This is a genomic window from Arthrobacter sp. PTI12, from assembly GCF_056679915.1.
In genome coordinates this window covers 663,513-686,884 of the sequence record NZ_CM155256.1, presented here as the reverse complement: position 1 = coordinate 686,884, position 23,372 = coordinate 663,513, and the positions used below count along the sequence as shown (strand labels likewise).

Genomic DNA, 23,372 nt, shown 5'->3' with positions numbered 1-23,372 from the left:
AAATGAGCATCACCATGAAGCGGAATCACGACTTCGAAGCCGAAAGCACAGGCACCGATGTCCCTGGTGTTCCAGATCTGACGCCGGAGGAACTCGCCGCCGAATGGGCGGCAGATTCTCCACCGCCGTCGGGCTCCACGGCCAACCTTGCCGCCTCACTCGTGGCGGCCGGCGTCGGCGTCGCAGGCATGGTCATTGCTGTTGGTCTCGGCCTGGGCACACCGGGCGAGCCACGCCCCGGGACGTGGCCGTTCATTATCAGTCTCATCATCGCCGTCCTCGCCCTCGCGCAGCTGGTTGTCGGCCGGCGCGGGGGTGTGGACGGCGAAAGATTCTCCCCGCTGTCCCGCATGGCAGGCTTCGGCTTCGTCACGCTGTTGGCCATGGTGTGGCTGATGCCGGTCATCGGCTTCGAGATTCCGGCGCTACTGCTGTGCTTCGTCTGGATGAAGTTCCTCGGTGGCGAGACCTGGCGTTCAGCCACTCTCTATTCAGTGCTCGTTGTTGCCGCTTTCTACGCCATCTTCATCCTGGGTCTGGGGACGTCCATCCCCCACCTGTTCTAAGACCTGACGGACCAAAGGACCCACAATGGATTTCTTCGACCCGGTTCTGAACGGCTTCGGCGTAGTGCTGGACCCGCAGAACCTCCTCTACTGCCTGATGGGCGTCGTCATCGGCATGCTCATCGGCGTACTGCCGGGCCTCGGCCCCGCAGCAACCATCGCAATCCTGCTGCCCCTGACCTACGGCATTGACCCCGTCACCGCGATCATCATGCTCGCCGGCATCTTCTACGGCGCCCAATACGGCGGAACCATCACCTCCGTCCTCCTGCGGCTTCCCGGCGAGGCGAGCTCCGTGGTGACTGTGTTTGACGGTTACGTCCTCGCCAAGCAGGGCAAAGCCGGAACCGCCCTGGGCATCGCGGCCATCGGTTCATTCATCGGCGGGACGGTCGCCATTATCGGCCTCACCTTCCTGGCGCCCCTCGTAGCCAGCTTCGCGCTCGACTTCGGCCCGCCGGAGTACACGGCCTTGGCGCTTGTCGGCATCCTGCTGGTTGCAACCATCAGCGGTGGAACCAAGATCAAGGCACTCATCGCCGCCGCCGTCGGCCTGCTACTGGCGACCGTCGGCCGCGACGTCTTCACCGGCGCCGAACGGTTTACCTTCGGTAACCTGAGCCTCGCCGACGGCATCGACTTCGTACCCATTGCGATGGGTCTGTTCGGAATCGGCGAGATCCTCTACAACCTTGAGGAGCGCCACCGGGCGGTCAGCGCACCGGCGAAGGTTGCCAACGTGTGGCCCTCCCGCGCGGACCTGCGCAAATCCTCCGGCGCTATCGGCCGTGGCTCCGTCCTGGGCTTCTTCCTCGGCATCCTTCCCGGCGGAGGGGCAACGATCTCCTCCATGGTGTCCTACGCGGTGGAGAAGAAGCGGGCCAAGGACCCCTCCCGCTTCGGCAAAGGTGCCGTCGAGGGCGTAGCCGGACCGGAGACCGCCAATAACGCGGCTGCGACGAGCTCCTTTATCCCGCTGCTCACGCTTGGCATCCCGGCCAACGCAACGATGGCCATCATCTTCGGCGCGCTGCTGATCCACGGCATCACCCCTGGACCTCAGCTGATCTCCGAAGACCCGGAGCTGTTTTGGGGCGTGGTGAACTCCATGTACATCGGGAACATCCTGCTCCTGATCCTGTCCATCCCGCTGGTGGGGTTGTTCGTGAAGATCCTGCGGGTTCGGGCCGCCATCCTCGCCCCCATCACGGCGCTAATCACCATCCTCGGCGCGCACACCATCCGTAATTCAATGTTCGATGTGCTGCTCGTGGTGCTCTTCGGGGCGCTCGGCTATCTGATGAAGAAGTTCGGCTTCGAGCCCGGGCCGCTGGTTCTGGCGTTCGTGCTCGGTGAGCTCCTCGAGTCGAACCTCCGCCGCTCGCTGCTGGTACTCGAAGGCGACGTCTCGGGCTTCCTCACCCGCCCCATCTCGGCCACCCTGCTGGTGATCTTCGTCCTGGTAGCAGTGGGCCCCATGATCAAGTCCGCCCTGGCCCGCCGCCAGCGCGACACCGCCCGCGTTAACGCAGATTCCTAATCGCACACTCCTAGGAGAACCCATGAGCATCATGGTCGGCTACGTGCCCACACCCGTCGGCGAAGCGGCCGTCGCAGCAGCAATCACCGAGGCGAAGCTCCGCGGCGAGGAGCTGCTGATCGTCAACTCCGTGCGCGAGGGCTCCCGCGTGGACAAGTCGGTTGCCAGTGACGAAGACCTTTCGCGGCTGCAAAAATCAGCCGCCGACGCCGGCATCACCGCGCGCGTTCTTCGCCCCTCCCACAGGGATGACCTCGCGGACGAAATCCTCGAGCTCGCGGTCGAACACGACGTCTCGCTGATCGTGATCGGCCTTCGCCAGCGCACGCAGGTGGGCAAGTTCATCATGGGCTCACACGCGCAGCGCATCCTCCTGCAGGCGGACCGCCCGGTACTCGCGGTGAAGCCGGACGGCCGCGACTGACTAACCGAGCAGGTTCAGCTCGCGAAGCTTCGCCTCGACGTCAGGGTTGGTCGGTTCGACCTGGTGCGCGCCGTCCGGGTACACCACTACCGGAATGTTGGTCCTGCCGGAGATGCTCTTGGCTTCTTCAGCGGCATCCGGCGTTTCAACGAGGTTGACGTACTCGTAGCTGATGCCGAGTTCATCCAGCTGCCGCTTGGTGCGGATGCAGTCACGGCACCAGTCGGCCCCGTACATCCGGATGGTTTCTGGGTTTTTGGTCATGCGTCCATCGTACGGCGAGCTAGGAGCCGGACTCCTGGCCCAGCCGGGACCGCGAGTTGACCAGGTGCAGCCGCATGGCAGCGGCGGCGGTCAGTGAATCCCCCGCAGCTATCGCGTTGCGTACCGCACGATGCTCTGCGGCGACGCGCTGCAACCGCTCTGACTGGCCGCCGTCGTCGGCTGGTTCAAGACGCTCCGGCGGCATCGCAATCATGGCGGGCCCCAGTGACAGCAGCGCGTCAACGAAGTAGAAGTTTCCGCTGGCCTCGGCCACAGCCCGGTGGAACGCGAAGTCGCAGGAGACCGCCGTTGCCGCGTGGTTGCCGGCTGCGTCGAATGCCTCGAGGGCGCTATCGAGCGCGGCAATCATGGCAGGCGTGGCGTTACCGGCCGCAAGCGCAGCCGCCTCACTCTCCACCCCCGCGCGAAATGACAGCAGCGCGCGCCGCTCCTCCAGGGTCCGGGGCCGCCGCATGCCGCCCGTCGAGTCTTCGTCCGGGGACGGCGGGGTCAGCGCGAAACTGCCGCTCCCCCGCCGCGTGTACACAAGCCCCTCGGCCTGGAGACGCGATACCGCCTCCCGCACCACTGTGCGGCTGACGCCGAACTCGCCGATGAGCGCGCTTTCGCTCGGCAGCTTCTCGCCGGAAGGGATGGTGCCATCCACAATCCGACGGCGGAGGCTGTCGACGAGCGAGACTGCCAGCGTTTGCTTCATGCGCTTAATGCTCACACGACGTCACGCCTGACACGGCCAGGGCCGCTGCCTGCCACAGCCAGCCTGATCAGCGCCGGCCGAACTCGACGCTGTCCGTAGTCCACGCGCGAGCCTGATCGCTGAACGTCACGCCCAAGCCCGGACGGTCGGGGACGATCATGCGGCCTTCGCGGGTCTCGAGCCGCTCGTTGAACAGCGGGTCCAGCCAGTCGAAGTGCTCAACCCACGGCTCGCGCGGATACGCAGCGGCGAGATGCAGGTGAATTTCCATGGCGAAATGCGGCGCAAGGTCCAGCCCCGCCTGGTCCGCCAGGGTGGCGAGCCTGAGGAACTGGGTGATGCCACCGACGCGCGGGGCGTCGGGCTGGATGATGTCGCAGGCGCGGGTCGCAATCAGCCGCTCGTGCTCCGCGACGGACGCGAGCATCTCGCCCGTGGCGATGGGGGTATCAAGTGCCAGCGCCAGCGCTGCGTGCCCCTCGGCGTCGTAGGCGTCCAGGGGTTCTTCGATCCAGACCAGGTCGAACTGCTCAAGCTTGCGCCCCATGCGCAGGGCGGTGGCGCGGTCCCACTGTTGATTCGCGTCCACCATCAGCGGCACGTCCGGGCCGATGTGCTCGCGGACTGCTGCAACGCGGCGCAGGTCCTCCGCCGAATCCGGCAGGCCCACCTTGATTTTGATGCCGCCGATACCCTCGGCGAGTGACTGCGAGGCACGCTCCTTCACCTCGTCAATCGACGCGTTGAGGAAGCCTCCGGAGGTGTTGTAGGTGCGCACCGAGTCCCGGTAGGAGCCGAGCAGCTTGGCCAGCGGGAGTCCGGCGCGCTTCGCCTTCAGGTCATACAGCGCGATGTCCAGTGCAGCGAGCGCCTGGGTGGCAACACCGGAGCGGCCCACCGAGGCGCCTGCCCAGAGCAACTTGTTATACAGCTTGGCGATGTCGTTGGGATCCTCACCGATCAGAATCTCGGCGACTTCCCTCGCGTGTGCATACTGCGCCGGGCCGCCTGCCCGCTTCGAGTAGGAGAAGCCGAGCCCGGACACCCCCTGCTCCGTGAGGATCTCCGCGAGGAGGAAGACCACTTCGGTCATGGGCTTCTGCCTGCCGGTGAAAACCTTGGCGTCGGAGATCGGTGTGGCCAGCGGCAGCGTGACGGTGGAGAGTTGAACGTGGCGGATCGCATCGGGCGTGTAAGTCATCGCGGAAGCCTTCTAAAGAGCGGATCGGATAACTTATAGTACAACTACATAACTTGTCCTACAAGTTAGTGACCCTCGACGATCTCCTCATTCCGCGCGAACCGGCGGTTCCGCAGCACGGGCAGGAATTCACGCACTTCTTCGATGCGCTTCCGGGTCACCTCGGCCGTCACCACACCCTGCTCCTCGTCGTTCAGGAAAACCTGCGGAACGCCCATCGGATCGAGGATGGCCGAGTGCCCGATCGTGTGTGAGGACGACGTCCCCGCCGCCGCGATCCACACCGTATTCTCGATGGCCCGCGCGCGCAGCAGCGTCTCCCAGTGCTCGATTTTGTGGTCCCCCTTGAACCACGCAGCAGGCACCAGCACGACGTCGGCACCACGGTCTGCGAGCGCCCTCGCCTGCTCCGGGAAACGGAGGTCGTAGCAGGTCATCAGCCCCACATTGAGGCTACCGACCGGCACCACGGTGATTCCGCCGTCGCCCGGTTTGATGCGCTGCGACTCGGAGTAGCTGAAGGCGTCATAGAGGTGCAGTTTGCGGTAGGTGTCCACAATCCGCCCGGTGTCCTCGATGAGCACCAGCGTGTTGTACGGGCGTTCTTCGCCGCTGGACTCATACCCGCCGGCGACGACGGCGATCTTCAGTTCCGCCGCCAGGAAAGAGAGCTGCTGCACGAAGACGGACCAGCCTGCGTCCACAGCAGCAGCGAGCGCGCCCTCAACTTTCCCGATCGAGAACATGGATTCCTCGGGGAAGACGATCAGCTCCGACCCGTCCTCCACCGCCTGGCCGGCGAGCTCCCGCATGGTCGCGACATTTGCGGAGACGTCCCCGCCCGGCCTGAATTGTCCAACACTGATCTTCATCGCGGACCTCTCGGATAGGAAGTGGGGCTGTTTCAAGGGTACCGAAGAGTAGCGTGGCCCCATGGGTATCAGCAGAGAGAAGCCGGGGCCGGGCCAGGAGTCGGTGTGGGACTACCCGCGCCCGCCCCGCGTCGAGAACTATCCGGGCGTCGTCGTTCTCGAATTCGGCGGTCAGGAGATCGCGCGGACTCAGCGCGCCATGCGCGTCCTGGAAACGAGCCATCCGCCCGTCTTTTATGTGCCGCAGGCGGATTTCGCTCCGGGCACCCTGCACCGGGTGGATGGAACCACCTGGTGTGAATTCAAGGGAGCGGCTACCTATTACGACGTCGTTGCCGGCTCAGCACGCGCGGAACGGTCCGCCTGGACGTACCTTGAACCCACGGCCGGCTTTGAGCAGCTGACCGGAACCATTGCCGTGTATCCGGGCCGGATGGACCGTTGCCTCGTTGACAATGAGGTGGTCCAGGCTCAGCCCGGCGACTTCTACGGCGGCTGGATCACCTCGAAGGTGGTGGGTCCCTTCAAGGGCGCGCCGGGCACCTGGGGCTGGTAGCCCTCAGAACTGCGGGTGCCACAGCTCCGTTGAGTTGCCGTGCACTGCAAGCGCCGTTCGCCACCGGTCAAAGACGGAGCAGGGGTGGGAAATGCCGAGATCAACGGTGTCGCCCATCTGAAGGGATCCGGCGCTGTCCACCACCGCATGGTGGTCAAACAACCGAACGACGACGCCCGTCGGCTCAGGCAGCGCCTCACCGTCCCGGTGGTGTGCCACGAGGGTGGGCAGGCCGGCGTCGTATGCCAGCTCCCGCTTCCCCGCACCCACGATTGCCCGCCCCACTTCCGGCACGGAAAGCACGACGGCGCGCACTACCGCTGCGGCCCGCAGACCCGGCAACGGCGAGACCTCCGCGTAGGTGCCGTGGTCATGAATGACGTAGCAGCCGGAACGGAGCACGCTCAATGCTCCTTCCGGAAGGAATTGTGCAGCACGGTCCTGAAAGGCCGACCCGCCGACCGAGAAGAGTGGCCGCTCGACCTCGAACTGGTCTCGCAGCGCATCGAACACTTCCATCGCCGTCCGGCAGTGCGCGTCGATCACCGCCAGGTTCTCGGGGGTCCTTACATTCGGCGCAATCCCCTCGTAGGCGCTGATGCCCGCGAGGCGGAGACCGCGGGCATCCTTCACCGCTGCGGCGAGACGGGGAGCCTCCGCAGGATGTCGGATGCCGGTGCGCCCGCCCGAAATACCGACGTCGAGCAGCACGAACAGCTGCCGGTCAGTGTCCTCGAATCCGCGCGCGAGTGCTGAGACGGCAGCCGAAGAGTCAGCCAGGCAGTACACCTCGACGGACGGATTGATCTCCAGCAGCCGGCGCAGTTCGCGGACCAGCGGAGGAAACACCACTTCGTTGGCAATCAGGATCCGCCGGGCACCCCAGCCCACGGCATGGGCTGCCTGCGCCGTCGTCGCGACTGTTACTCCCCACGAACCCGGAAGCTGACGCTGGACTATTTCGCGGGTCATCGTTGTTTTGATATGCGGAGCCAGCACCATGGAGTGTTCGACCGCCCACTGCTCCTTGAGCTCAATGTTGGCATCAATGGCATCAACATCAAGCAGCAGCTGCGGGAGGCTGGTCAGGTGCAGGTCGGCGCTGAAGTTCGGCATCTTGCGCATCCTACCGTCCAGCGTCTGTCCAGCCGACGCCGAGCCGACGCACATTCCCGATTGCTACAGTTTTACGTCGGTCATCAACATGAGGAGAGTCCGTGAAGAAGAAGTTGCTCTTGAGCGTTGTCCTGGCGGGCTCGCTCGCCTTCGCAACTGGCTGCGCCGGTAACACCGAGGCAGAGCCTGCACCGAGTGAAAGTGCAGCAAGCACACCGGCTGAAGCCGCTACCCCCGATCTTGAAGGGGTCCCGGACGTCGTCGCAACCGTCAATGGCATCGAGGTCACCAAGGAAGAATTCACCACTTCCTATGAGGGCGCCTTCACGCAAATGTCCATGCAGTCCCAGGTAACCGGGCAGGAAGTCGACCAGGAACAGCTGAAGACGCAGACACTCGACAACCTCATCGGCAACAAGCTTCTCATCCAGGAGGCTGACGCCCGTGGGATCGAAGCCAGCGAGGAAGCCATCACAGCGACAACTGATGAGCTGGTTGCATCGAACCAGTTCACGTCCGCTGACGAGCTGTTCGCGGCGCTTGAAGAGAAGCAGGGCATTCCCAAGGAGGAAGCCATCGAGCAAATCAGGCAGCAGGTCCGAATCGATGCGCTGCTCGCAGAGGAAGGCGCTGACGCCGCGCCGACCGAGGAGGAATTGAAGGCTCTGTACGAAGAGGCCAAGGCCTCGGGAGCCGCGGCCGCGCAGGGCGGAGAAATCCCGCCGTATGAGGAAGTGAAGTCGCAGCTTGAGCAGCAGGCCAAGCAGCAGAAAACGTCGGAAGTCGCGCTTGCGCTGGTAGAGAAGCTGCGTGAAGAGGCCGACGTCGTCAGTAATCTTTGAGCCAACCCGGACAATAAGAACGGCCAGGTCCCCGCAACGGGAACCTGGCCGTTCTCATGAGGAAAGCTAACCGCCGATCAGATCATTGATCACGATCGTCTGGTCGCGGTCCGGGCCAACGCCGATCGCGGAGAACCGGGCACCGGACATCTTCTCGAGCGCCCGCACGTAGGCCTGGGCGTTCTCCGGCAGGTCCTCAAGGGTGCGTGCGCCGGTAATGTCTTCGGTCCAGCCGGCAAAGTACTCGAAGATCGGCTTGGCGTGGTGGAACTCGGTCTGCGTCATGGGCATTTCATCGTGGCGGACGCCATCCACGTCATAGGCCACGCAGACCGGAATCTGCTCGATCCCGGTGAGGACATCGAGCTTGGTCACGAAGTAGTCGGTGAAGCCGTTGACCCGCGCAGCGTGGCGGGCCAGCACGGCGTCATACCAGCCGCATCGGCGCGGCCGGCCGGTGTTCACGCCGAACTCACCGCCGGTCTTCTGCAGGTAGATGCCCATGTCATCGAACAGTTCGGTGGGAAACGGCCCCGCGCCTACCCGGGTGGTGTAGGCCTTGATGATGCCGACGGCGCGGCTGATCCGGGTGGGCCCGATGCCGGAGCCCACCGACGCTCCACCCGCGGTCGGGTTGGATGACGTCACGAACGGGTAGGTGCCGTGGTCCACGTCGAGGAACGTGGCCTGGCCGCCCTCCATGAGGACCACCTTGCCGGCGTCGAGCGCTTCGTTGAGCACGTACGTGGAATCGATGACCAGCGGGCGCAGCCGGTCGGCGAAGGACACGAAGTACTGGACGATTTCCTCGACCTCGACGTCCCGCCGGTTGTACACCTTGAGCAGGAGTTCGTTTTTCTGCTTGAGCGATCCCTCAACCTTCTGGCGAAGGATCGACTCGTCGAAGACGTCCTGTACGCGGATGCCAAGGCGCGCGACCTTGTCCATGTAGGCCGGTCCGATGCCGCGACCGGTGGTTCCGATGGCGCGCTTGCCGAGGAAGCGTTCCGTGACCTTGTCGAGGACCTGGTGGTAGGGAGCAACGAGGTGTGCGTTGGCGGAAACGCGCAGCTTCGAGGTGTCAGCGCCGCGTGCCTCCAGCCCGTCGATCTCCTGGAACAGAGCCTCGAGGTTGATGACGCAGCCGTTGCCGATGATCGGAATGGCGTTGGGGCTGAGAATGCCGGCGGGAAGGAGCTTGAGCTCGTACTTCTCTCCGCCGACGACGACGGTGTGCCCGGCGTTGTTGCCGCCGTTTGGCTTCACGACGTAGTCCACACGCCCGCCGAGCAGGTCTGTGGCCTTGCCTTTGCCTTCATCGCCCCACTGGGCTCCGACGATCACGATTGCTGGCATGGGATCCTCCCCCATTGTTTGGCGGCAACAAGTGCGCGCCGCGTGCCGCGCGAAAAGGTGCCGCCGTGCATGAGAATGCCCCAAGACTTGTAAGAAGTCCGGGGCTCTTACCACCCAAGTTTAGCGGACAACACAAAAGGAGACGCTAGAGAAGGTCTGAGCTGTTGATGAACCCGACAACCATCGCCGTCCACCAGCAGGTTTGCGAAATTGCGAGGCAGATCAGCAGGTGAACCCGCATCCCGGCGGGGACGTCGCCAAACCGGGTCCCTGCCGGCATGGAGTTCAGCCGTCGCATGCACGGTATGAGGAGGATCCCGTTGAGCATCAGCACCAGCACCGCGCAGACCTTGATGATGGTCAGGGGATTTTCCATGGCCGGGTTGATCAGGGCGCCGGTGACCAGCAAGCCTGCGAGCCCACCCCAGATGATGGGCATAGCCGCAGACTCTATCCGGCTGGTCTCGACCAGTTTCCGCCGCGAGATCAGCCAGAGGAACCCCACCCAGTCGACCAGCAGGACAGCACCGAATGCCGCGACCAGGGAGATGGTATGCACAATGAGGGCAACCTTCGCGACCCCCGGATCAACCTCGAGCAAAGCGCCGATCGTCACGGACAAAATCCAGGCTGCCGTGGCGCCGACGGCAAAGAGTGCAATGCGCGGAGGTGAATAGGAGGTTCGCAGGGAAACGCGGGGTAGGGCGGAATCCATGATGTTCAGCTTCTCTGGGGTGCCACGCTGGTCGCGGCGGACGTGAGGGAACGGGTGTCTCCGACTCCTTTCACGTCGGCCCCCAACAGTGAACTGAGGACTGCATTTTACGCCCGACACAACTGCCCCAACAAGGACAATTGCCTCTGCCAACTGTCCGGCGCCACTGGTGCCGGAAGCGCCGCGCGGGGTAGCGTTCGCCCATGTCGGATTCCCAGGCCCGAGCCCGCTGCGGCATCTCCGGTTGGCGGTACGCACCCTGGCGTAAGTCCTTCTACCCGGCCGGCCTTCCGCAGCGCCTCGAACTTGAGTACGCCGCGTCCCAGCTCGACACCATCGAGATCAACGGGACCTTCTACTCGCTCCAGCATCGCGACAGCTTCCTCCGCTGGCGGGACACCGTGCCGGGTGACTTCCGGTTCTCCGTCAAGGGCCCGCGCTACATCACGCACATGCTCGGACTACGGAATGCCGAGACCGCGCTGGCCAACTTCTTCGCCTCCGGAGTGCTTGCCCTTGGCGAGAAACTCGGGCCCGTTCTCTGGCAGCTGCCAGCTACCCGCCGCTTCGATCCGGAACTCCTGGATACCTTCTTCTCTCAACTACCCAGAACGACGACGTCGGCCGCCTCGCTCGCCGGCGGCCACGATGAGCGGCTCAAGGACCGGGACTGGGTAACAACTGACGCGGACCGGCCGATTCACCATGTGCTCGAGCCTCGGCATGAGAGTTTCGGCACCGAGGAATGTTACGAGATTCTGCGTCGTCACGGCGTCGGGCTGGTGGTGGCGGACTCGGCAGAGAAATGGCCGCAGTTCCGGGAGGTGACCGGCGACGTCGTCTATGTCCGGCTGCACGGCAGCACCGAGCTCTACACCAGCGGTTACACGGATACAGAGCTGGACGAGTGGGCGGCGCTCAGTGAGGGCTGGCTGTCCGGACGTGCCTGCCCGGACGGGCGCGGTCGCGACGTCTACCTGTATTTCGACAACAATGTGAAGGTCCACGCCCCGTTCAACGCGATAGGCCTCGCTGAGCGGCTAGGCAAGAGCAAACCCCAGAACGACGACGGCCCTGCACCTTCGTAAGGCCCGGAGTGGTTGCATCAGCTCCAGGAATCCGCCCACATATGTCGCGAAGCCGCTGCCATGGAAGACTGCTGGCATGGAGGCACCAACGCGCGACCACGACCTCGTCCTTTTCGGTGCGACTGGTTTCGTCGGTGAACTGATCGCCGGATATTTTGCGGACCACGCTCCGCCGGACCTGCGCGTGGGACTCGCCGGGAGGTCGAGAGGGAAGCTGGAGACCGTACGGTCCAGGCTGCCCGTCACCGCACACGATTGGGCTCTCATCGAGGCTGACTCGGAGAACCCTGACTCGCTCGCTGCGCTGGCCGCGGGCACCAGGGTTCTCTTCACCACGGTCGGTCCCTACGCAAAGTATGGGCTGCCCGTCGTCGAGGCATGTGCCCGCGCCGGCACCCACTACGGTGACCTGACGGGCGAGGTGTCCTTCGTCCGTGAAGCCATCGACCGCTGCGACACTCTGGCAAGGACTACCGGTGCACGGATCGTCCATGCGTGCGGCTACGACTCGGTCCCGTCGGACCTCGCAGTGCTCCTCCTGCACCACGCCGCGGAGGCCGACGGCGCGGGCGGACTGATCGAAGTGCAGCTCGTCGCCAGGGCGAAGGGTGGCTTCAGCGGCGGCACCATCGAGTCGATGCGCGGGCAGCTCGACGGCATGCGGTCGGATCCTGTGCTGCGTTTCCTCGCGGGTGATCCCTATTCCCTCAGTCCGGACCGGACGGCGGAGCCCTCCACCCGGCAACCGGCGGACCTGGGATGGGTCGGCCGCACGGAGGGCGGCCTGTGGACCGCTCCCTTTCTCATGGCGTCAGTGAACACGCGGATCGTTCGTCGCAGCAATGCCCTGCAGGGTTGGGCTTACGGACAGTCCCTGCGATATGGCGAGGTGATGGGTATGCGGCGCGGGCCCGCCGGGGCCGTTCTTGCCGGAGCGACGGCGCTCGGCCTGCGGGTGTTCGGCACCGCACTGGCCCTACCGCTCACGAGGAAATTACTGGACCGCGTCCTTCCCTCGCCCGGGGCGGGCCCGAGCGAGGCCGCGCGGCGATCTGGCTGGTTCCGTTCCCAGGTGACTGCTTCCACCCAGAGCGGCCGGCGGTACCGGGCCGTCGCAGCCGGATCCGGGGACCCGGGATACGCCGCCACCGCCGTCATGGCCGGAGAGGCAGCGCTCTCGCTTGCCCTCGACGGCGACCGCCTGCCGCCCGCGGCAGGATCGCTGACCCCGGCGACCGCCCTCGGCGACGTGCTGGTTGAGCGGCTTCGCGCGGCAGGCCATACCTACGAGGTCATTCCCCTCACCTGACGAAAAGCGTCTAGGCTGGGATGATCAGCACGCTTATCATCCCAGCCTCCTGCTTCCTACTGCTCGGCTGCTGCTGGGATCGCTAGTTGGATTGCCCTGGAGGTACGTTGAACGAGCAAGTGCAGATTGACATGACGTCCACGGCTTTGTCTGAGGCGGAGTTGAGTGTTGAGGATCTGTGGATCCGTTACTACGGACTTGGAGGCGGCATCTCAGCGTTCGAGGTGCAGTGCTACCTGACGGGCCAACTGTCATTGCCGTCTCTGGAACGAAATCTTCTGGCCGAAGCCGCCAATGAACTGCTTGAGCTGACAACGGTGCAGACCCGTGTACCGGTTCATTCCGAGAGCGACGCCGACTCCCCTGACAGGGACCCGCGACGGGGACTCGGTGCGGCAGGGGCATTCCTGTTCAGCGCCGTCGAACAGGAGAATGAACGCTTGGCCGCATTGGACCGGACCCGCTTACTGGACTCCTTCCCCGAGGCCCGGTTTGATCGGTACACGCAACAGGCAAAGGAGCACTTCCAGGTCAGCTCGTCAATCATCGCTCTGCTCGATGACCGGCGCTTGTTTCTCAAATCAGTGCTTGGGCCGATTGAGCAGAATCTGCCGCGGGAGATCACTTTCTGCGATACGACGGTCCGGAACGCCGGCCCGCTCATCATCAATGATGCACTTGAGGACGAACGGTTCCGGCAGAACCCACTCGTGCTGGGCGAGCCATTCATCCGCTTCTATGCCGGTTACCCCTTACGGGGACCCGGTGGATGGACCGTGGGCACACTGTGCGTCATCGATCAGAAACCACGCGACTTTTCCGTCGAAGACGGGCAGTTCCTCAAGGACCTGGCCCGCCTCGTCCAGGAAGAAATTCTCAACCGTTGATCCCGGGCGCGAGCTTCGTGGGCTCACGGCGCGAGTCGGGTCAGGTGAAATGGGTTTGGACGGGCGCGGACTGTTACTGTCTCGCAGCGAAAGCCGCCGGATGCTGAGTAGTGCTACGCACTCTTAATCCACGTGAAACGCATCAGGATTGCGGGACGGTTATGATTCTGACTGCCACGAGATTTCACATCTCGGGCTGGGGTCCAGAAGCAGGCCCGAAAGTGCTGATCGATAGGCGATTACTTTGAGTTCCAAACTCGGCCCCTCTGACCCATTCCCCGAAGACCTCAGTGAGCTCGCGCTCACTGAGGTGGAGATCCTCAACAGCAAGGTGCACCGCGAGCTTGACCTTGAATACGTTCGGGACGGCACGCCGTCGTTCGAGACGGAAATCCGCAAGGAAGAACTTACGGATGAACTTGACCGCCGCGATGCTGAACTGGACGAACAGGACGCTCCCCTGATCCGGCTTGTCCAGGGTTGAGCGTTTCTTGTGTGAAACCACGGCATAATACTCAGGTGAAATAGGGCCACCATCAGTAGGCTTACCTATCAACAGCCCGCGAGTGAGGTGACCGGGCTGGCACAAAGGGAAGTTGGGAACCAGTGGAAATCAACTCATGGTCGATCGGTCGGCTGCTCAATACGGCAGCCCGGATGAACGAACGCTACGAGAACGAGCGGCTGAAAGCCCATGGAATCACCCACTCCGGCCTGACTCTGTTGCGGGTCCTCTCCGATCGATCGGCGGTTGCCCAGGCCCGCCTGGCCGCCGTGCTGCATATTCAGCCGCAGACTGTGGGCAAGACCGTGGAGCGGCTGGAGCTGCGAGGCTTTGTGCACCGGGTGCGTGACCAAGAGGACCGCCGTGTCCTCCTGGTCGAGCTCACTGCTATCGGCCGGCAACTCCTGTCGACTCTGGAGGCAGAAGAGGAAGAATTCGATCGGTCCACCGGGCTGGCTAATCAGAACCTTCGCGCCGCGTTGGAGAACGTCATAGTTTCTCTTCATCCTGCAGTCTCCAACGTCGATCAGCAGCAGGCCGGCTTGGCGAATTCGGAGCTGATTTCACTTTCAGCTTCGGTTCGCGGTGACCGCCAGAGCGCCTGAAACCGGAGAATTTCGCGGCTTTGGCTGCAGGTTGAAGTGGTCGAACGACCGTCGTCTGTCTGGAATCCCGCAGGTTCGTTCATGAGTAGCTAACCTCCAGTCCATGCGGGATCTGGCCAAGACCCGACTTTTGACCGGCGGAACAAATTGTGACGCGATTTCATAATTCCTGAAGCTTCCGTGATATTCATGATCAGTGCTAAATATTACCGAACCCAGGTGTGCGTGATGGCGCTTGCTACCGTCCGCTCCATCGGTTTCAGTCGGGCACTGCAATCTTTGCAGGACGAGGAGGATTTTGAGCAGGAGTTGGTGGATCAGTTTGCGCTGGCCCAGGTAGGTGCGGGGCTTACTGATCAGTTCGTGCGGACGGAGCGTTCGGTGATTTTCGAGTTCACCCGTTTCCTGGGGCAGCCGGTCTGGACGGCCTCGCCGTCCGATGCGGACCGGTTCCTGACCCATCTGCGGCAGGAGCGACGAAACACTCGGAGCACACGGGAAAGTAAAGCAGGAACCCTTGCCCGTTTCTTCGACTTCCTAATCGCCAGATACCAAGGGGATGTCCACGCGCTTACCGGTTATGTGCTGACGCAGCCGATCGACGAGTTCAACCGACCTTCAAGTTCCTCCTCACCGGCCGTTCGGGTTCCGCCCAGTGACCCTGAAGTTGAGGCTCTCTTCGGGCAGTGGCGTGATGCGTTACCCACCGCACGCAAGTACCTCCCCGCTGCCCGTGACTATCTCGCCGCGTCCCTCTGGCGCCGGGCAGGACTGCGGATCAACGAGACCGTGATGCTCGACGTCAAGGACTGGCGCCCGGACCTCGGCGACCACGGCAAGCTCCACATCCGTTACGGGAAGGGCAGCCGCGGCCGCGGCCCGAAACCGAGGCTTGTCCCCGCGATCAATTCCGTCGATGCACTGCTGGATTGGTGGTTCACCGACGTGCGTCACCAATTCGGCGATGACTACCTGAACCCTGACGCCCCGCTGCTTCCCAGCGAGCGGCACGACCAGCACACAGGGGGCTGTGCTCGGGCCGGCGATGATGCTCTGCGCGCCGGCCTGGCAGGGGCTGTGGAACGTTGGCTGCCAGGTTGGAAAGGGCGACTGAGCCCACACGGCTTACGCCACTACTGCGCATCGTCCCTCTACGCTCGTGGCCTGGACCTGAAAGCAGTGCAGGAACTACTCGGACACGAATGGCTGTCGACCACAACCCGCTATATCCATGTCCACGAGAACCACGTTAACCACGCATGGGCGGTCGCTAACGAACGAGTGGCCGCCCGGCTGACAGGAGAGTGACACGATGCGTTGGAATCTACGGATGGTCGCCGCCGAGCGCGGAATCTGGAAATCGACCGAACTGCGCCGCCAACTCGCTGATGCCGGCCTGGAAATCAGTGCTGGCAAAATGTCCGGTCTCTGGACCGGGACCCCGACCACCATCCGCCTCGAAGACCTCGACATCATCTGCTTCGTACTCAACTGCTCGCCCACTGAACTGCTGATCCGCGAGCCGGAGAAGATCGCCGCGGCACGCCCGCAAAAGGCGCAAGTTTCATCAGGCGGGTCCGTGCCTTCCATGGTTCCCCGGCTCGGCCGCAACCGAACCACACCTCCCGCATGAGGGGATCCAATCCACCACCGAACTGCACGATCTGCGCCCAGCGGCCCGTCGCATGGAGCGCACCCCGGCGCACGAAGTTCTGCTACGACTGCATGCCCGGCGGACCCTACGTCCCGCCACCGTGCCGGCGCTGCGGACGCACCGACGGCTACTACTCCGCCGGCCTATGCGACCGATGCCACCGCAGCTCACCCCAACCAGTGGCCGCATGCAGGGACTGCCACGCTTGGGGCGTGACACGCACCCACCAATGGCTCTGCGACGCGTGCCGACACTGGCGAAAGAAGCACCCCCAAGGGCGCTGCAGAATCTGCTCTGCGGACGTCGCCGTCAACGACGACCAGGCATGTCGGCTCTGCCGGAGCCAATTCGTTACCAGTGGAGGTAGGAAAAGCGGGATCAGCTTGGTAGAGGCCAACCGGTTCGGACAGCAACTGTTCCTAGCGAATCTCCGACATGCCAGAGTGGGGCAGCACCGCGGCACCCGACGGAAGCGCACAAAGCCCCCCATCACAAGCCCAGCACCAACCTTCGAAGCGTTCGACCACCGCCAACTCACCCTGTTCCCGGCATTTCGCAACCTTGCCAACGGAGCCATCCATGGGTTCCCGGCACCTGCTGAACCGAAAATGGCTGCATTCCTGAATCAATTCCTGATCGAACACGCCCGCGACCACGGGTGGAGTCTCACAACCACGAAAAGGACACGTCGCGGACTGGCCATCGCGCTTGGCCTGCAGGACACTCCCGGCGCCCCGCTACTCGCCACTGACCTCGTGAACCTGCAAAGTATTGGAATCACGTCCCTTCGGCTGCAGGAAGTCTGCGCAGCAGCAGGCCTGCTCGACGACGACAGAGAATCCGCCGTAGACAGATGGTTTGAGACCACCGTGTCTGAACTGCCAAAACAGATAAGGACCGAGCTCGAGCGCTGGTACACCATCATGCTCAAAGGCAGCAACACCCCGCCCCGCAGCAAGCCCCGCTCAGAAACAACAACGCGCCTATACCTGCGCTGGTCTCTGCCTGCCCTGCAAACTTGGGCCGCCGCCGGACGGACTTCGCTTCGGGAGATCACACCCGAGGAAGTCAGAGACGTCCTTCCAGAAGCAGGCAACCCTCGCGCCCGGATGGGACAAGGATTACGCTGCCTGTTCCGTGTGCTCAAGGGTCACCGCCTCCTGTTCCTCAACCCGATCGACCGCATTCGAACCGGCACCCATGAAACTCTTCTTCCGATGCCTCTGGCCTCAGCTGCACTGCGCGACGCAATCAACTCCGCAGACCCGGCACGGGCAGCCCTCACAGCGATAGTCGCTTTTCACGGTCTTAGATCCGGTCAACTGCGCACGCTGCAGTTGACCGATATCCATGATGGGCGCCTCCATTTAGGCAAGCGCACCATTCCGCTGGCACAGCCTGTCCAGGACCGACTTTTCCTCTGGCTGGCCTACCGCGAACAACGCCGGCCCTCAACGAGGAACCCGCACGTCTTTATCAGCCGACGCACAGCCCTCGACAGCGCACCAGTCGGCGTCCAATGGATCACCACCTCGATAGGGATGACCGCCCAACAAGCCCGCGAAGACCGAATCCTAAATGAGCTACATGCCAGCGGCGGCGACCTCCGCCGCATCTGCGACATGTTCGGCCTAAGCATCGCCGGAGCAAGCCGCTACTCCACCGTCCTAGCCCACCCAGACCTCCTCGGAGAAGGCTAGGTAGCGCCCGTTCATCGCCCAGAGCGCCATGCGCGGGTCCGCTAGATATTGGGCAGAGCTGCAGTTCATAGCCACATGGGGCAAGCTTCGTATGACAGCTGAAGCACCTCTATCCTGGGGGTTCCATCCTTATCCCGCTAGATCGGCAGTAGTCAATTGGTTCGGCAGCTGATCCCTCGAGTCCCTCACTAAACGAGAAAATGTTCCCGCGTCGGCGACGAAAATCCCGGCTACGCCGCCTACGACGTAGAACAGTTCACTAGCTTCCCCTGGCAGCTCCGTTGGACGCAGGAAGAGTAGGTAGCTCTGTCCCACTTCCAAGATGGGCGCCGGTGTCTCGGACATGTCCGGAGTCCCTAGCTGACGGACGCCCACAGAATCACCAGAACCGAGAATGGGAAGCTCGGGTAACCCTATTGCTTCGCCGAGCGCTGGAGGGGTTTCGATCGAATTGATAGCGACAGTGGAAACGGTGTTCTTCTCACTGTCGGTCTCTTGAGCAATAACTTCACCGACGACGACAGTACTGCTGTCTGAAACTAGTTCGGTGACGCTCTCATATAGCTTTTCCCTGGAAGCCGACATTCCGGAGTCGCCATCCGGAGAACTGCTGCATCCGGCAAGAAGCGCGACAACTATCGATGCAATGCCGAAGGTCATTCTGGTTCGATGATGTTGGTTCTGTTGCACTTTTCCCCCTAGTAGCGCGCGTTCATGCCCGCGATATCATCGGACTGCGGGTCACTGTAGTAATAGTTGTTATAGACACACGCCGGACAGGTATACATGACGGCGTTGGAGTACTGACTGTGGTGCAACCCGACCGCGTGTCCGATCTCGTGAACGAAAACCGTCTTCTTCTTCAGAGTTGGGTATGCGTCGGCGTAGTAGGTGTTAAGCCTTGCTTCTGCACTGATTGTCTGCCCGTAATACGGGCAACTCCAGTATGAATAGCCGGCATATCCGTCTGCTCCCGTGTACGACTGATATACACGGATGTTGCCCCCGGTCGCCGACAGATTGACATCTGACAACTGTGACCATCGGTTTCCGGCTGCCAATGCCGCCGTCGAATATGTACCGGAAGTTTGATTACTCCAAGCGATATTCGCACTAGGCCATTTGCACCCGGTAAACGTGTAAGCACTGGCGCCGCTAGGCACTGACGTTAAGAGCACGATTGCAAGAACGCCAACGATAGAAGTTATGCGATTACCACGGCTTTGAGTTCGATTCTGAAAACCTTGATGTGACACTGGTCCACCCCCATGTGGTCTATAGGAAGCTTCACCATGCCACGTCAGCGTGCGGCGAACAATACCCAAGGTGGATACTGATACAAAATTGATGACTTACATAACCGTCCAAAGGAGCCAGCACCGATCCGAAGTCATCTACAGATCAACCATGCAGGTGGTCCCCGGCAGGACGGTCATCAGCGACGCGGCGAACTCACGGTGTCCTACCGATGGACTTAGGCTCGGTCGCTTGGGTTCCCACCGACGGAGGCTTCGGTTTTCCTGAACCCACGGGGGACGGGAGCGGATCTTCCTCTGGTTGGCCTACCGCGAACAACGCTGGCCGTCAACGAGGAACCCGCACGTTTTCGTCAGCAGGCGCACAGCCCTGGACAGCGCCCCGGTGGGCGTCCAGTGGATCACCACCTCAATTGGGATGACCGCCCAACAAGCCCGCGAAGACCGGATCCTCCACGAACTACATGCCAGCGGTGGCGACCTCCGCCGCATCTGCGACATGTTCGGCCTAAGCATCGCCGGAGCAAGTCGCTACTCCACCGTCCTAGCCCACCCAGACCTTCAGAATGGCTGACGGCGCTTGCCTTACAGCCGAATAACTTATCGGTAACGATCGACGAAGTTGCTAGGTAAGGCCACGGCATTGCCAGATGCTGAGTACATCACATTGAACGGCAGATTTGGGGAAATTGCCCTGTTCATGATCTTTATTTCTGCTGCCTTCCAAGCTGCTATTCATTCAGCTTGCGCGCATGGAAAATACGGTTACAGCACCGCAGAAAGCAGTCTCATCAGTGAAAAATCTTAGGTCTCGAAAATCATTTGTCATCTATTTGGCGGCTATCACACTAGCTGTCACGGGGTTTACTATTCCCGCTCAAGCGTCTCCGGACGTAGCGTCTGAAAAGTCACCCTCAGCATCCGAGAGCTTCTCCACTTTAGCAGCACCTCAAGACCTCACGAGGGAAGAGATGCTCAACGCGATACCGTTAGACGCCCCGAAGGGCCCGGTAGCAAAACCCTCTGATGTTTCCTCATTCACTACCGACGCCACTGAAGAACCGGTCGTCGGCTCACACCCTGTGGAGCCTGAGCAGCAAGAAGATTTCCAGATCCAGTCGGCGTTCAACCCGCAGATAGGGAAAGTGTTCATGCGGAAGGCTGGCACTGACACGGTGATCTCTTGTTCTGGATCCGTGATTAACAGTGAGGGCAAGAACATGGTCCTCACTGCTGGCCACTGCAACTACAACCACACTTCCGGTTGGTATATCGGCGCGAATTGGAATTGGACGTTCGTTCCCGGATACGATCACGGTCGCTCACCCTACGGGCAATGGCATGCCCACACGCTGGTCACCACCAATGACTGGTACAACAGCAGGGACTTCAATGACGACGTCGGATTGGCACTGGTCAACCCGCGGTATGGCGTGTCGCTGGTTTCCGCTATGGGCGCCCTTGGAGTGACGTGGGGACGGCCAGCTATCGGACAATTCACTGTCCAGGGTTACCCTGCTGAAGGTAAGTACGATGGCCAGTGGCAGCACTATTGCACCGGAACCTCCAGACACCACAGCACCAACCAGATAGAGCTTTCCTGCGACATGACACGCGGAGTCAGCGGTTCTCCCTGGTTGATCGGATACAACACCAGCAGCGGTTACGCCAACGGGGTGGCGAGCAATATAGACAGGGTGGTTAACCCGACAGTCCTACGTTCCCCATATTTCTCTAGTTCCAATATCGGTACCATTTATAACGAGTACCGGTATGGGTAAGAAGCGAGTTCCGATGTCATCACGATCGAAGCGAACCAGCACTCTCCGCGGAGCACTGTTCATCATTATGGTTTCGTTGGTCGTTACCGTGACGGCGTGCGGATCGCCGAACGGTCAGCCGCCGGGCGAGGAACCGTTGCCGCCTGCAACCTCAACTCCTTCCGCTGAGGAGACGAGCGAAAATCCTGAGGATAAGTGTGAGGAAGGCGCTCAGCCCACAGGCGATGGAGACGGACCGTCGTCCCCCTCATCGAACAGTGAGCAGACACAGTCCTCGAAGAACCCGAGCGCCCACGAATGCGCCGGTGAAGTACCCGAGGATCTAACAGAGGATGAAATGCGCAGCGCCGAACCCGCGCCTATGCCCGTAGATCCATGATCGAGTTGAGGGCAAGTTAGACGGTATCACCGGGGCTCGTGACGTGCCCCGGTGATACGCGCTCGGTCAAGGACAAGATGCGATCAATCAGTTGCTACACCCTTTCGGTGTGAAACGGCAGCCGTTAAGAACGTCTGCGTGCACGCACCCCGGACCCATGTCAGCCCTTCGGGAGTTTCATCTGTTTCTACAGCCAACTCACGGTGTTAGACCGACACATTTAGAACTGATCGCTTGGGTTCCCGCCCACCGGCGCTTCAGTTTTCGTGAACCCACGGGGGACGCGCCCATATCGCAACCCTGCGATCTTGTTCCCCTTGAACCGCGTGGAGCAAACTTCTAGCGCGCTATCAGGGAATACGAAGCGGGCTTGCACACTGCTGTCAGCCATCTCTCGGGTCCTAGCCATGCCCTTTCTCTAGCGTTGAAGGCGTAACGCTTCAATGACAGGGAATGAAAACATGGCAGGTTTGAGCAGGATTCGTATTGGTATGGCCGTACTTGATCGGACCGGCGCTCTCATCGGTGTCGTGAAAGCTCTAGAGCTTGCTCAGGGCGTGAAACCATCACCGGACCTGGTACTTGATGGAGCACAGGCCCGAAGAATGCTGGCCGCAGGAGTGCGCTGCAATGACGGCACACATACGCCCTCTTTCAAAGGGCGGCTGGTAATCGAAACCCCCGACGGCGATGACGTTGTCGAATCGTTGGACTCGATCCACCGAGTCGCGGACACTGCTGTCCACCTTGGAGTGGTGCGTCGTGTCGAGAAATCCGGCGAGGGTTCACTCGAAGGTGTGTGAGACGACGCAGCTATCCAATCAACATTTCCGTCAGTCCGCGTGACCCGCGCGGGCGCCCTCCAGCCGGATCCTGACGGCTGCCAGTATCCGCTGCAGGGCCATGGCAACAGTGGCACCGGCGCTCATCGATGCCGGACCCCCGGAACGATGCTCATCAAGTCCAGCGTGGAGCCGTTCAATACTGCGTTCTGCATGCTTGATGGGTTCCTGTGGGTCCGCCTGCCCGTCCCAAGCGTCCAGCACGTCGGCTACCGCGAGAATCGCTTGGCTGAGTGGTTCACATAGGGTTGCCGGCAGTTCCACCGGGAAAGGCTTTCCCCACACCGCCCCCGCGAGTACCTCGGTTAGGTCGCGGATATGGAAGGTGACGTTCTCAAGGGCAGCCAAGTCCTCATAATCTGCTTCCAGGTTCCGCTTATGAATTTTTGCCCGCGGGTTGCCCTTCCTGCTGTCATCAGCGAGGTGGATGGTCCCCCGCACTTCCGCTGCCGCTGCAGCCAATGCATCATTTTGGCCGGCCCAGTCCTCGCGGGTGGGAGGCCAGCTCTCCGTCAGCGCGGTACCGACGTCGTTGAGGTGACGCGACAGGCTCCGACGGAAGCGTGATGCCTTCTGTACAGCAGAATCGAATGTCAGGGGCGGAAGAACTAGGAGGTTGACCAGGAGCCCTACGGCTATGCCCACGATCATCTGCACAAGGTAGCCGATCGCGTACCCGCTTGCGTCCTGGCCGCCCACAATCAGGACGAATAGTGCCGCGATGGGCAAGTATTCCTGGCCCGGGGCTCCAAGCCAGCGCATGCTGCCAATCAACACACCGACGGCGACCACGAGCGAGATAGTCAGGAAGTTTGGCGCACCGACAACCAGCACGATCGCGGCGAGGAGAATACCGAGGGCGAGCCCTGCGAGGATCTGCAGACCGTATTTCGCCGACCCTTTGAGCGTTGAATGCATGCTGAGCAACGCGCCGAGCGGGGCGTAGTAGGGGTATTCATCCACGACTCCGGGCATTAGCGGCGCAACCACCCAGGCTATACCTACGGCGAGGGCAGCCTTGCAGGCGAGTAGCAGCTTCGAGCGTGTGACGGAGGGCTTCAGCCAGCCCAGCCTGTTCACTAGTGTGCGTTGCGTGTCCTGTGGCAAAAATTCCTATCTTGGAAGAGGTCGATTAACAAGCATACTTACTATCGTATGCCGGGGTGAAATGCAGTGGTTCCTTGATATAGCTTCCC

25 protein-coding genes are annotated in these 23,372 nt (G+C 62.1%); 15 read left to right on the top strand and 10 right to left on the bottom strand.

Annotated features, from left to right (window positions below):
- The first annotated feature begins 2 nt into the window (after positions 1-2).
- Genes AC1MBU_RS03405 through AC1MBU_RS03395 form a run of 3 tightly spaced genes read left to right on the top strand, consistent with a single transcriptional unit; the run spans position 3 to position 2,530 of the window.
- Entirely contained in the window at positions 3-566 is a 564-nt protein-coding gene (locus AC1MBU_RS03405) for a tripartite tricarboxylate transporter TctB family protein (protein ID WP_277359323.1), read from the top strand.
- 25 nt (positions 567-591) lie between these two features.
- Entirely contained in the window at positions 592-2,106 is a 1,515-nt protein-coding gene (locus tag AC1MBU_RS03400; protein WP_479788539.1) for a tripartite tricarboxylate transporter permease, read from the top strand.
- Positions 2,107-2,128: 22 nt separating this feature from the next.
- The gene (locus AC1MBU_RS03395; protein ID WP_056545999.1) at positions 2,129-2,530 is read left to right on the top strand and encodes a universal stress protein; all 402 of its coding nucleotides are present in this window, start codon (positions 2,129-2,131) and stop codon (positions 2,528-2,530) included.
- Here the strand turns inward: AC1MBU_RS03395 and AC1MBU_RS03390 are convergent, their stop codons facing one another.
- From AC1MBU_RS03390 to AC1MBU_RS03375, 4 genes are all read right to left on the bottom strand, one after another.
- Positions 2,531-2,794: a glutaredoxin family protein gene (locus AC1MBU_RS03390; protein ID WP_479788536.1), complete on the bottom strand. Its 264-nt coding sequence runs from the start codon at positions 2,792-2,794 to the stop codon at positions 2,531-2,533.
- A 19-nt stretch (positions 2,795-2,813) separates the two neighbouring features.
- Positions 2,814-3,512, bottom strand: a complete 699-nt coding sequence (locus tag AC1MBU_RS03385) for a FadR/GntR family transcriptional regulator (protein ID WP_471672752.1) — start codon at positions 3,510-3,512, stop codon at positions 2,814-2,816.
- Positions 3,513-3,579: 67 nt separating this feature from the next.
- Positions 3,580-4,713, bottom strand: coding sequence for an L-talarate/galactarate dehydratase (locus AC1MBU_RS03380; protein ID WP_056545993.1), 1,134 nt, complete (start codon positions 4,711-4,713; stop codon positions 3,580-3,582).
- Positions 4,714-4,778: 65 nt separating this feature from the next.
- Entirely contained in the window at positions 4,779-5,585 is an 807-nt protein-coding gene (locus tag AC1MBU_RS03375; protein WP_277359769.1) for a carbon-nitrogen hydrolase family protein, read from the bottom strand.
- Positions 5,586-5,646: 61 nt separating this feature from the next.
- On the opposite strand from AC1MBU_RS03375, the gene AC1MBU_RS03370 reads away from it, so the two are divergent.
- Entirely contained in the window at positions 5,647-6,141 is a 495-nt protein-coding gene (locus AC1MBU_RS03370) for a DUF427 domain-containing protein (protein ID WP_277359770.1), read from the top strand.
- 3 nt (positions 6,142-6,144) lie between these two features.
- Here AC1MBU_RS03370 and AC1MBU_RS03365 read toward each other — a convergent pair whose 3' ends face one another.
- Entirely contained in the window at positions 6,145-7,257 is a 1,113-nt protein-coding gene (locus AC1MBU_RS03365; RefSeq protein ID WP_479788534.1) for an alanine racemase, read from the bottom strand.
- A 101-nt stretch (positions 7,258-7,358) separates the two neighbouring features.
- On the opposite strand from AC1MBU_RS03365, the gene AC1MBU_RS03360 reads away from it, so the two are divergent.
- Positions 7,359-8,099 (top strand): SurA N-terminal domain-containing protein, encoded by a 741-nt coding sequence (locus AC1MBU_RS03360; protein WP_479788532.1) that lies wholly within the window; start codon positions 7,359-7,361, stop codon positions 8,097-8,099.
- A gap of 66 nt (positions 8,100-8,165) precedes the next feature.
- Here AC1MBU_RS03360 and AC1MBU_RS03355 read toward each other — a convergent pair whose 3' ends face one another.
- Both AC1MBU_RS03355 and AC1MBU_RS03350 read right to left on the bottom strand, forming a co-directional pair.
- A complete protein-coding gene (locus AC1MBU_RS03355) occupies positions 8,166-9,455 on the bottom strand; it encodes an adenylosuccinate synthase (RefSeq protein ID WP_479788530.1) in 1,290 nt (429 codons plus the stop codon).
- A 145-nt stretch (positions 9,456-9,600) separates the two neighbouring features.
- Positions 9,601-10,170 carry a hypothetical protein gene (locus tag AC1MBU_RS03350; RefSeq protein ID WP_471672747.1) on the bottom strand — a complete coding sequence of 190 codons (570 nt, stop codon included), beginning with the start codon at positions 10,168-10,170 and terminating at the stop codon, positions 9,601-9,603.
- A gap of 203 nt (positions 10,171-10,373) precedes the next feature.
- Here AC1MBU_RS03350 and AC1MBU_RS03345 point away from each other — a divergent pair, with 203 nt between their 5' ends.
- From AC1MBU_RS03345 to AC1MBU_RS03310, 8 genes are all read left to right on the top strand, one after another.
- Positions 10,374-11,258: a DUF72 domain-containing protein gene (locus AC1MBU_RS03345; protein WP_479788527.1), complete on the top strand. Its 885-nt coding sequence runs from the start codon at positions 10,374-10,376 to the stop codon at positions 11,256-11,258.
- Positions 11,259-11,334: 76 nt separating this feature from the next.
- Positions 11,335-12,567 carry a saccharopine dehydrogenase family protein gene (locus AC1MBU_RS03340; protein ID WP_479788525.1) on the top strand — a complete coding sequence of 411 codons (1,233 nt, stop codon included), beginning with the start codon at positions 11,335-11,337 and terminating at the stop codon, positions 12,565-12,567.
- Between the two features lie 107 nt (positions 12,568-12,674).
- Entirely contained in the window at positions 12,675-13,454 is a 780-nt protein-coding gene (locus tag AC1MBU_RS03335) for a GAF domain-containing protein (RefSeq protein WP_277359933.1), read from the top strand.
- 244 nt (positions 13,455-13,698) lie between these two features.
- Entirely contained in the window at positions 13,699-13,938 is a 240-nt protein-coding gene (locus AC1MBU_RS03330; protein WP_277359932.1) for a hypothetical protein, read from the top strand.
- A gap of 122 nt (positions 13,939-14,060) precedes the next feature.
- A complete protein-coding gene (locus AC1MBU_RS03325; RefSeq protein ID WP_277359931.1) occupies positions 14,061-14,564 on the top strand; it encodes a MarR family winged helix-turn-helix transcriptional regulator in 504 nt (167 codons plus the stop codon).
- 228 nt (positions 14,565-14,792) lie between these two features.
- Positions 14,793-15,872, top strand: coding sequence for a tyrosine-type recombinase/integrase (locus tag AC1MBU_RS03320; RefSeq protein ID WP_479788521.1), 1,080 nt, complete (start codon positions 14,793-14,795; stop codon positions 15,870-15,872).
- 4 nt (positions 15,873-15,876) lie between these two features.
- Entirely contained in the window at positions 15,877-16,197 is a 321-nt protein-coding gene (locus tag AC1MBU_RS03315; protein ID WP_277358996.1) for a helix-turn-helix domain-containing protein, read from the top strand.
- A 629-nt stretch (positions 16,198-16,826) separates the two neighbouring features.
- Positions 16,827-17,918 (top strand): hypothetical protein, encoded by a 1,092-nt coding sequence (locus AC1MBU_RS03310; RefSeq protein WP_479788518.1) that lies wholly within the window; start codon positions 16,827-16,829, stop codon positions 17,916-17,918.
- 129 nt (positions 17,919-18,047) lie between these two features.
- Here AC1MBU_RS03310 and AC1MBU_RS03305 read toward each other — a convergent pair whose 3' ends face one another.
- Positions 18,048-18,578: a hypothetical protein gene (locus tag AC1MBU_RS03305; protein ID WP_479788516.1), complete on the bottom strand. Its 531-nt coding sequence runs from the start codon at positions 18,576-18,578 to the stop codon at positions 18,048-18,050.
- Between the two features lie 38 nt (positions 18,579-18,616).
- The gene (locus AC1MBU_RS03300) at positions 18,617-19,081 is read right to left on the bottom strand and encodes a M57 family metalloprotease (protein WP_479788514.1); all 465 of its coding nucleotides are present in this window, start codon (positions 19,079-19,081) and stop codon (positions 18,617-18,619) included.
- An 845-nt stretch (positions 19,082-19,926) separates the two neighbouring features.
- On the opposite strand from AC1MBU_RS03300, the gene AC1MBU_RS03295 reads away from it, so the two are divergent.
- Positions 19,927-20,955 carry a trypsin-like serine peptidase gene (locus tag AC1MBU_RS03295; protein ID WP_479788512.1) on the top strand — a complete coding sequence of 343 codons (1,029 nt, stop codon included), beginning with the start codon at positions 19,927-19,929 and terminating at the stop codon, positions 20,953-20,955.
- An 870-nt stretch (positions 20,956-21,825) separates the two neighbouring features.
- Positions 21,826-22,137, top strand: coding sequence for a hypothetical protein (locus AC1MBU_RS03290; protein ID WP_346027878.1), 312 nt, complete (start codon positions 21,826-21,828; stop codon positions 22,135-22,137).
- A 30-nt stretch (positions 22,138-22,167) separates the two neighbouring features.
- On the opposite strand, the gene AC1MBU_RS03285 is transcribed toward AC1MBU_RS03290, so the two are convergent.
- Positions 22,168-23,283, bottom strand: coding sequence for an FUSC family protein (locus AC1MBU_RS03285; protein ID WP_346027877.1), 1,116 nt, complete (start codon positions 23,281-23,283; stop codon positions 22,168-22,170).
- Positions 23,284-23,372: the final 89 nt, after the last annotated feature.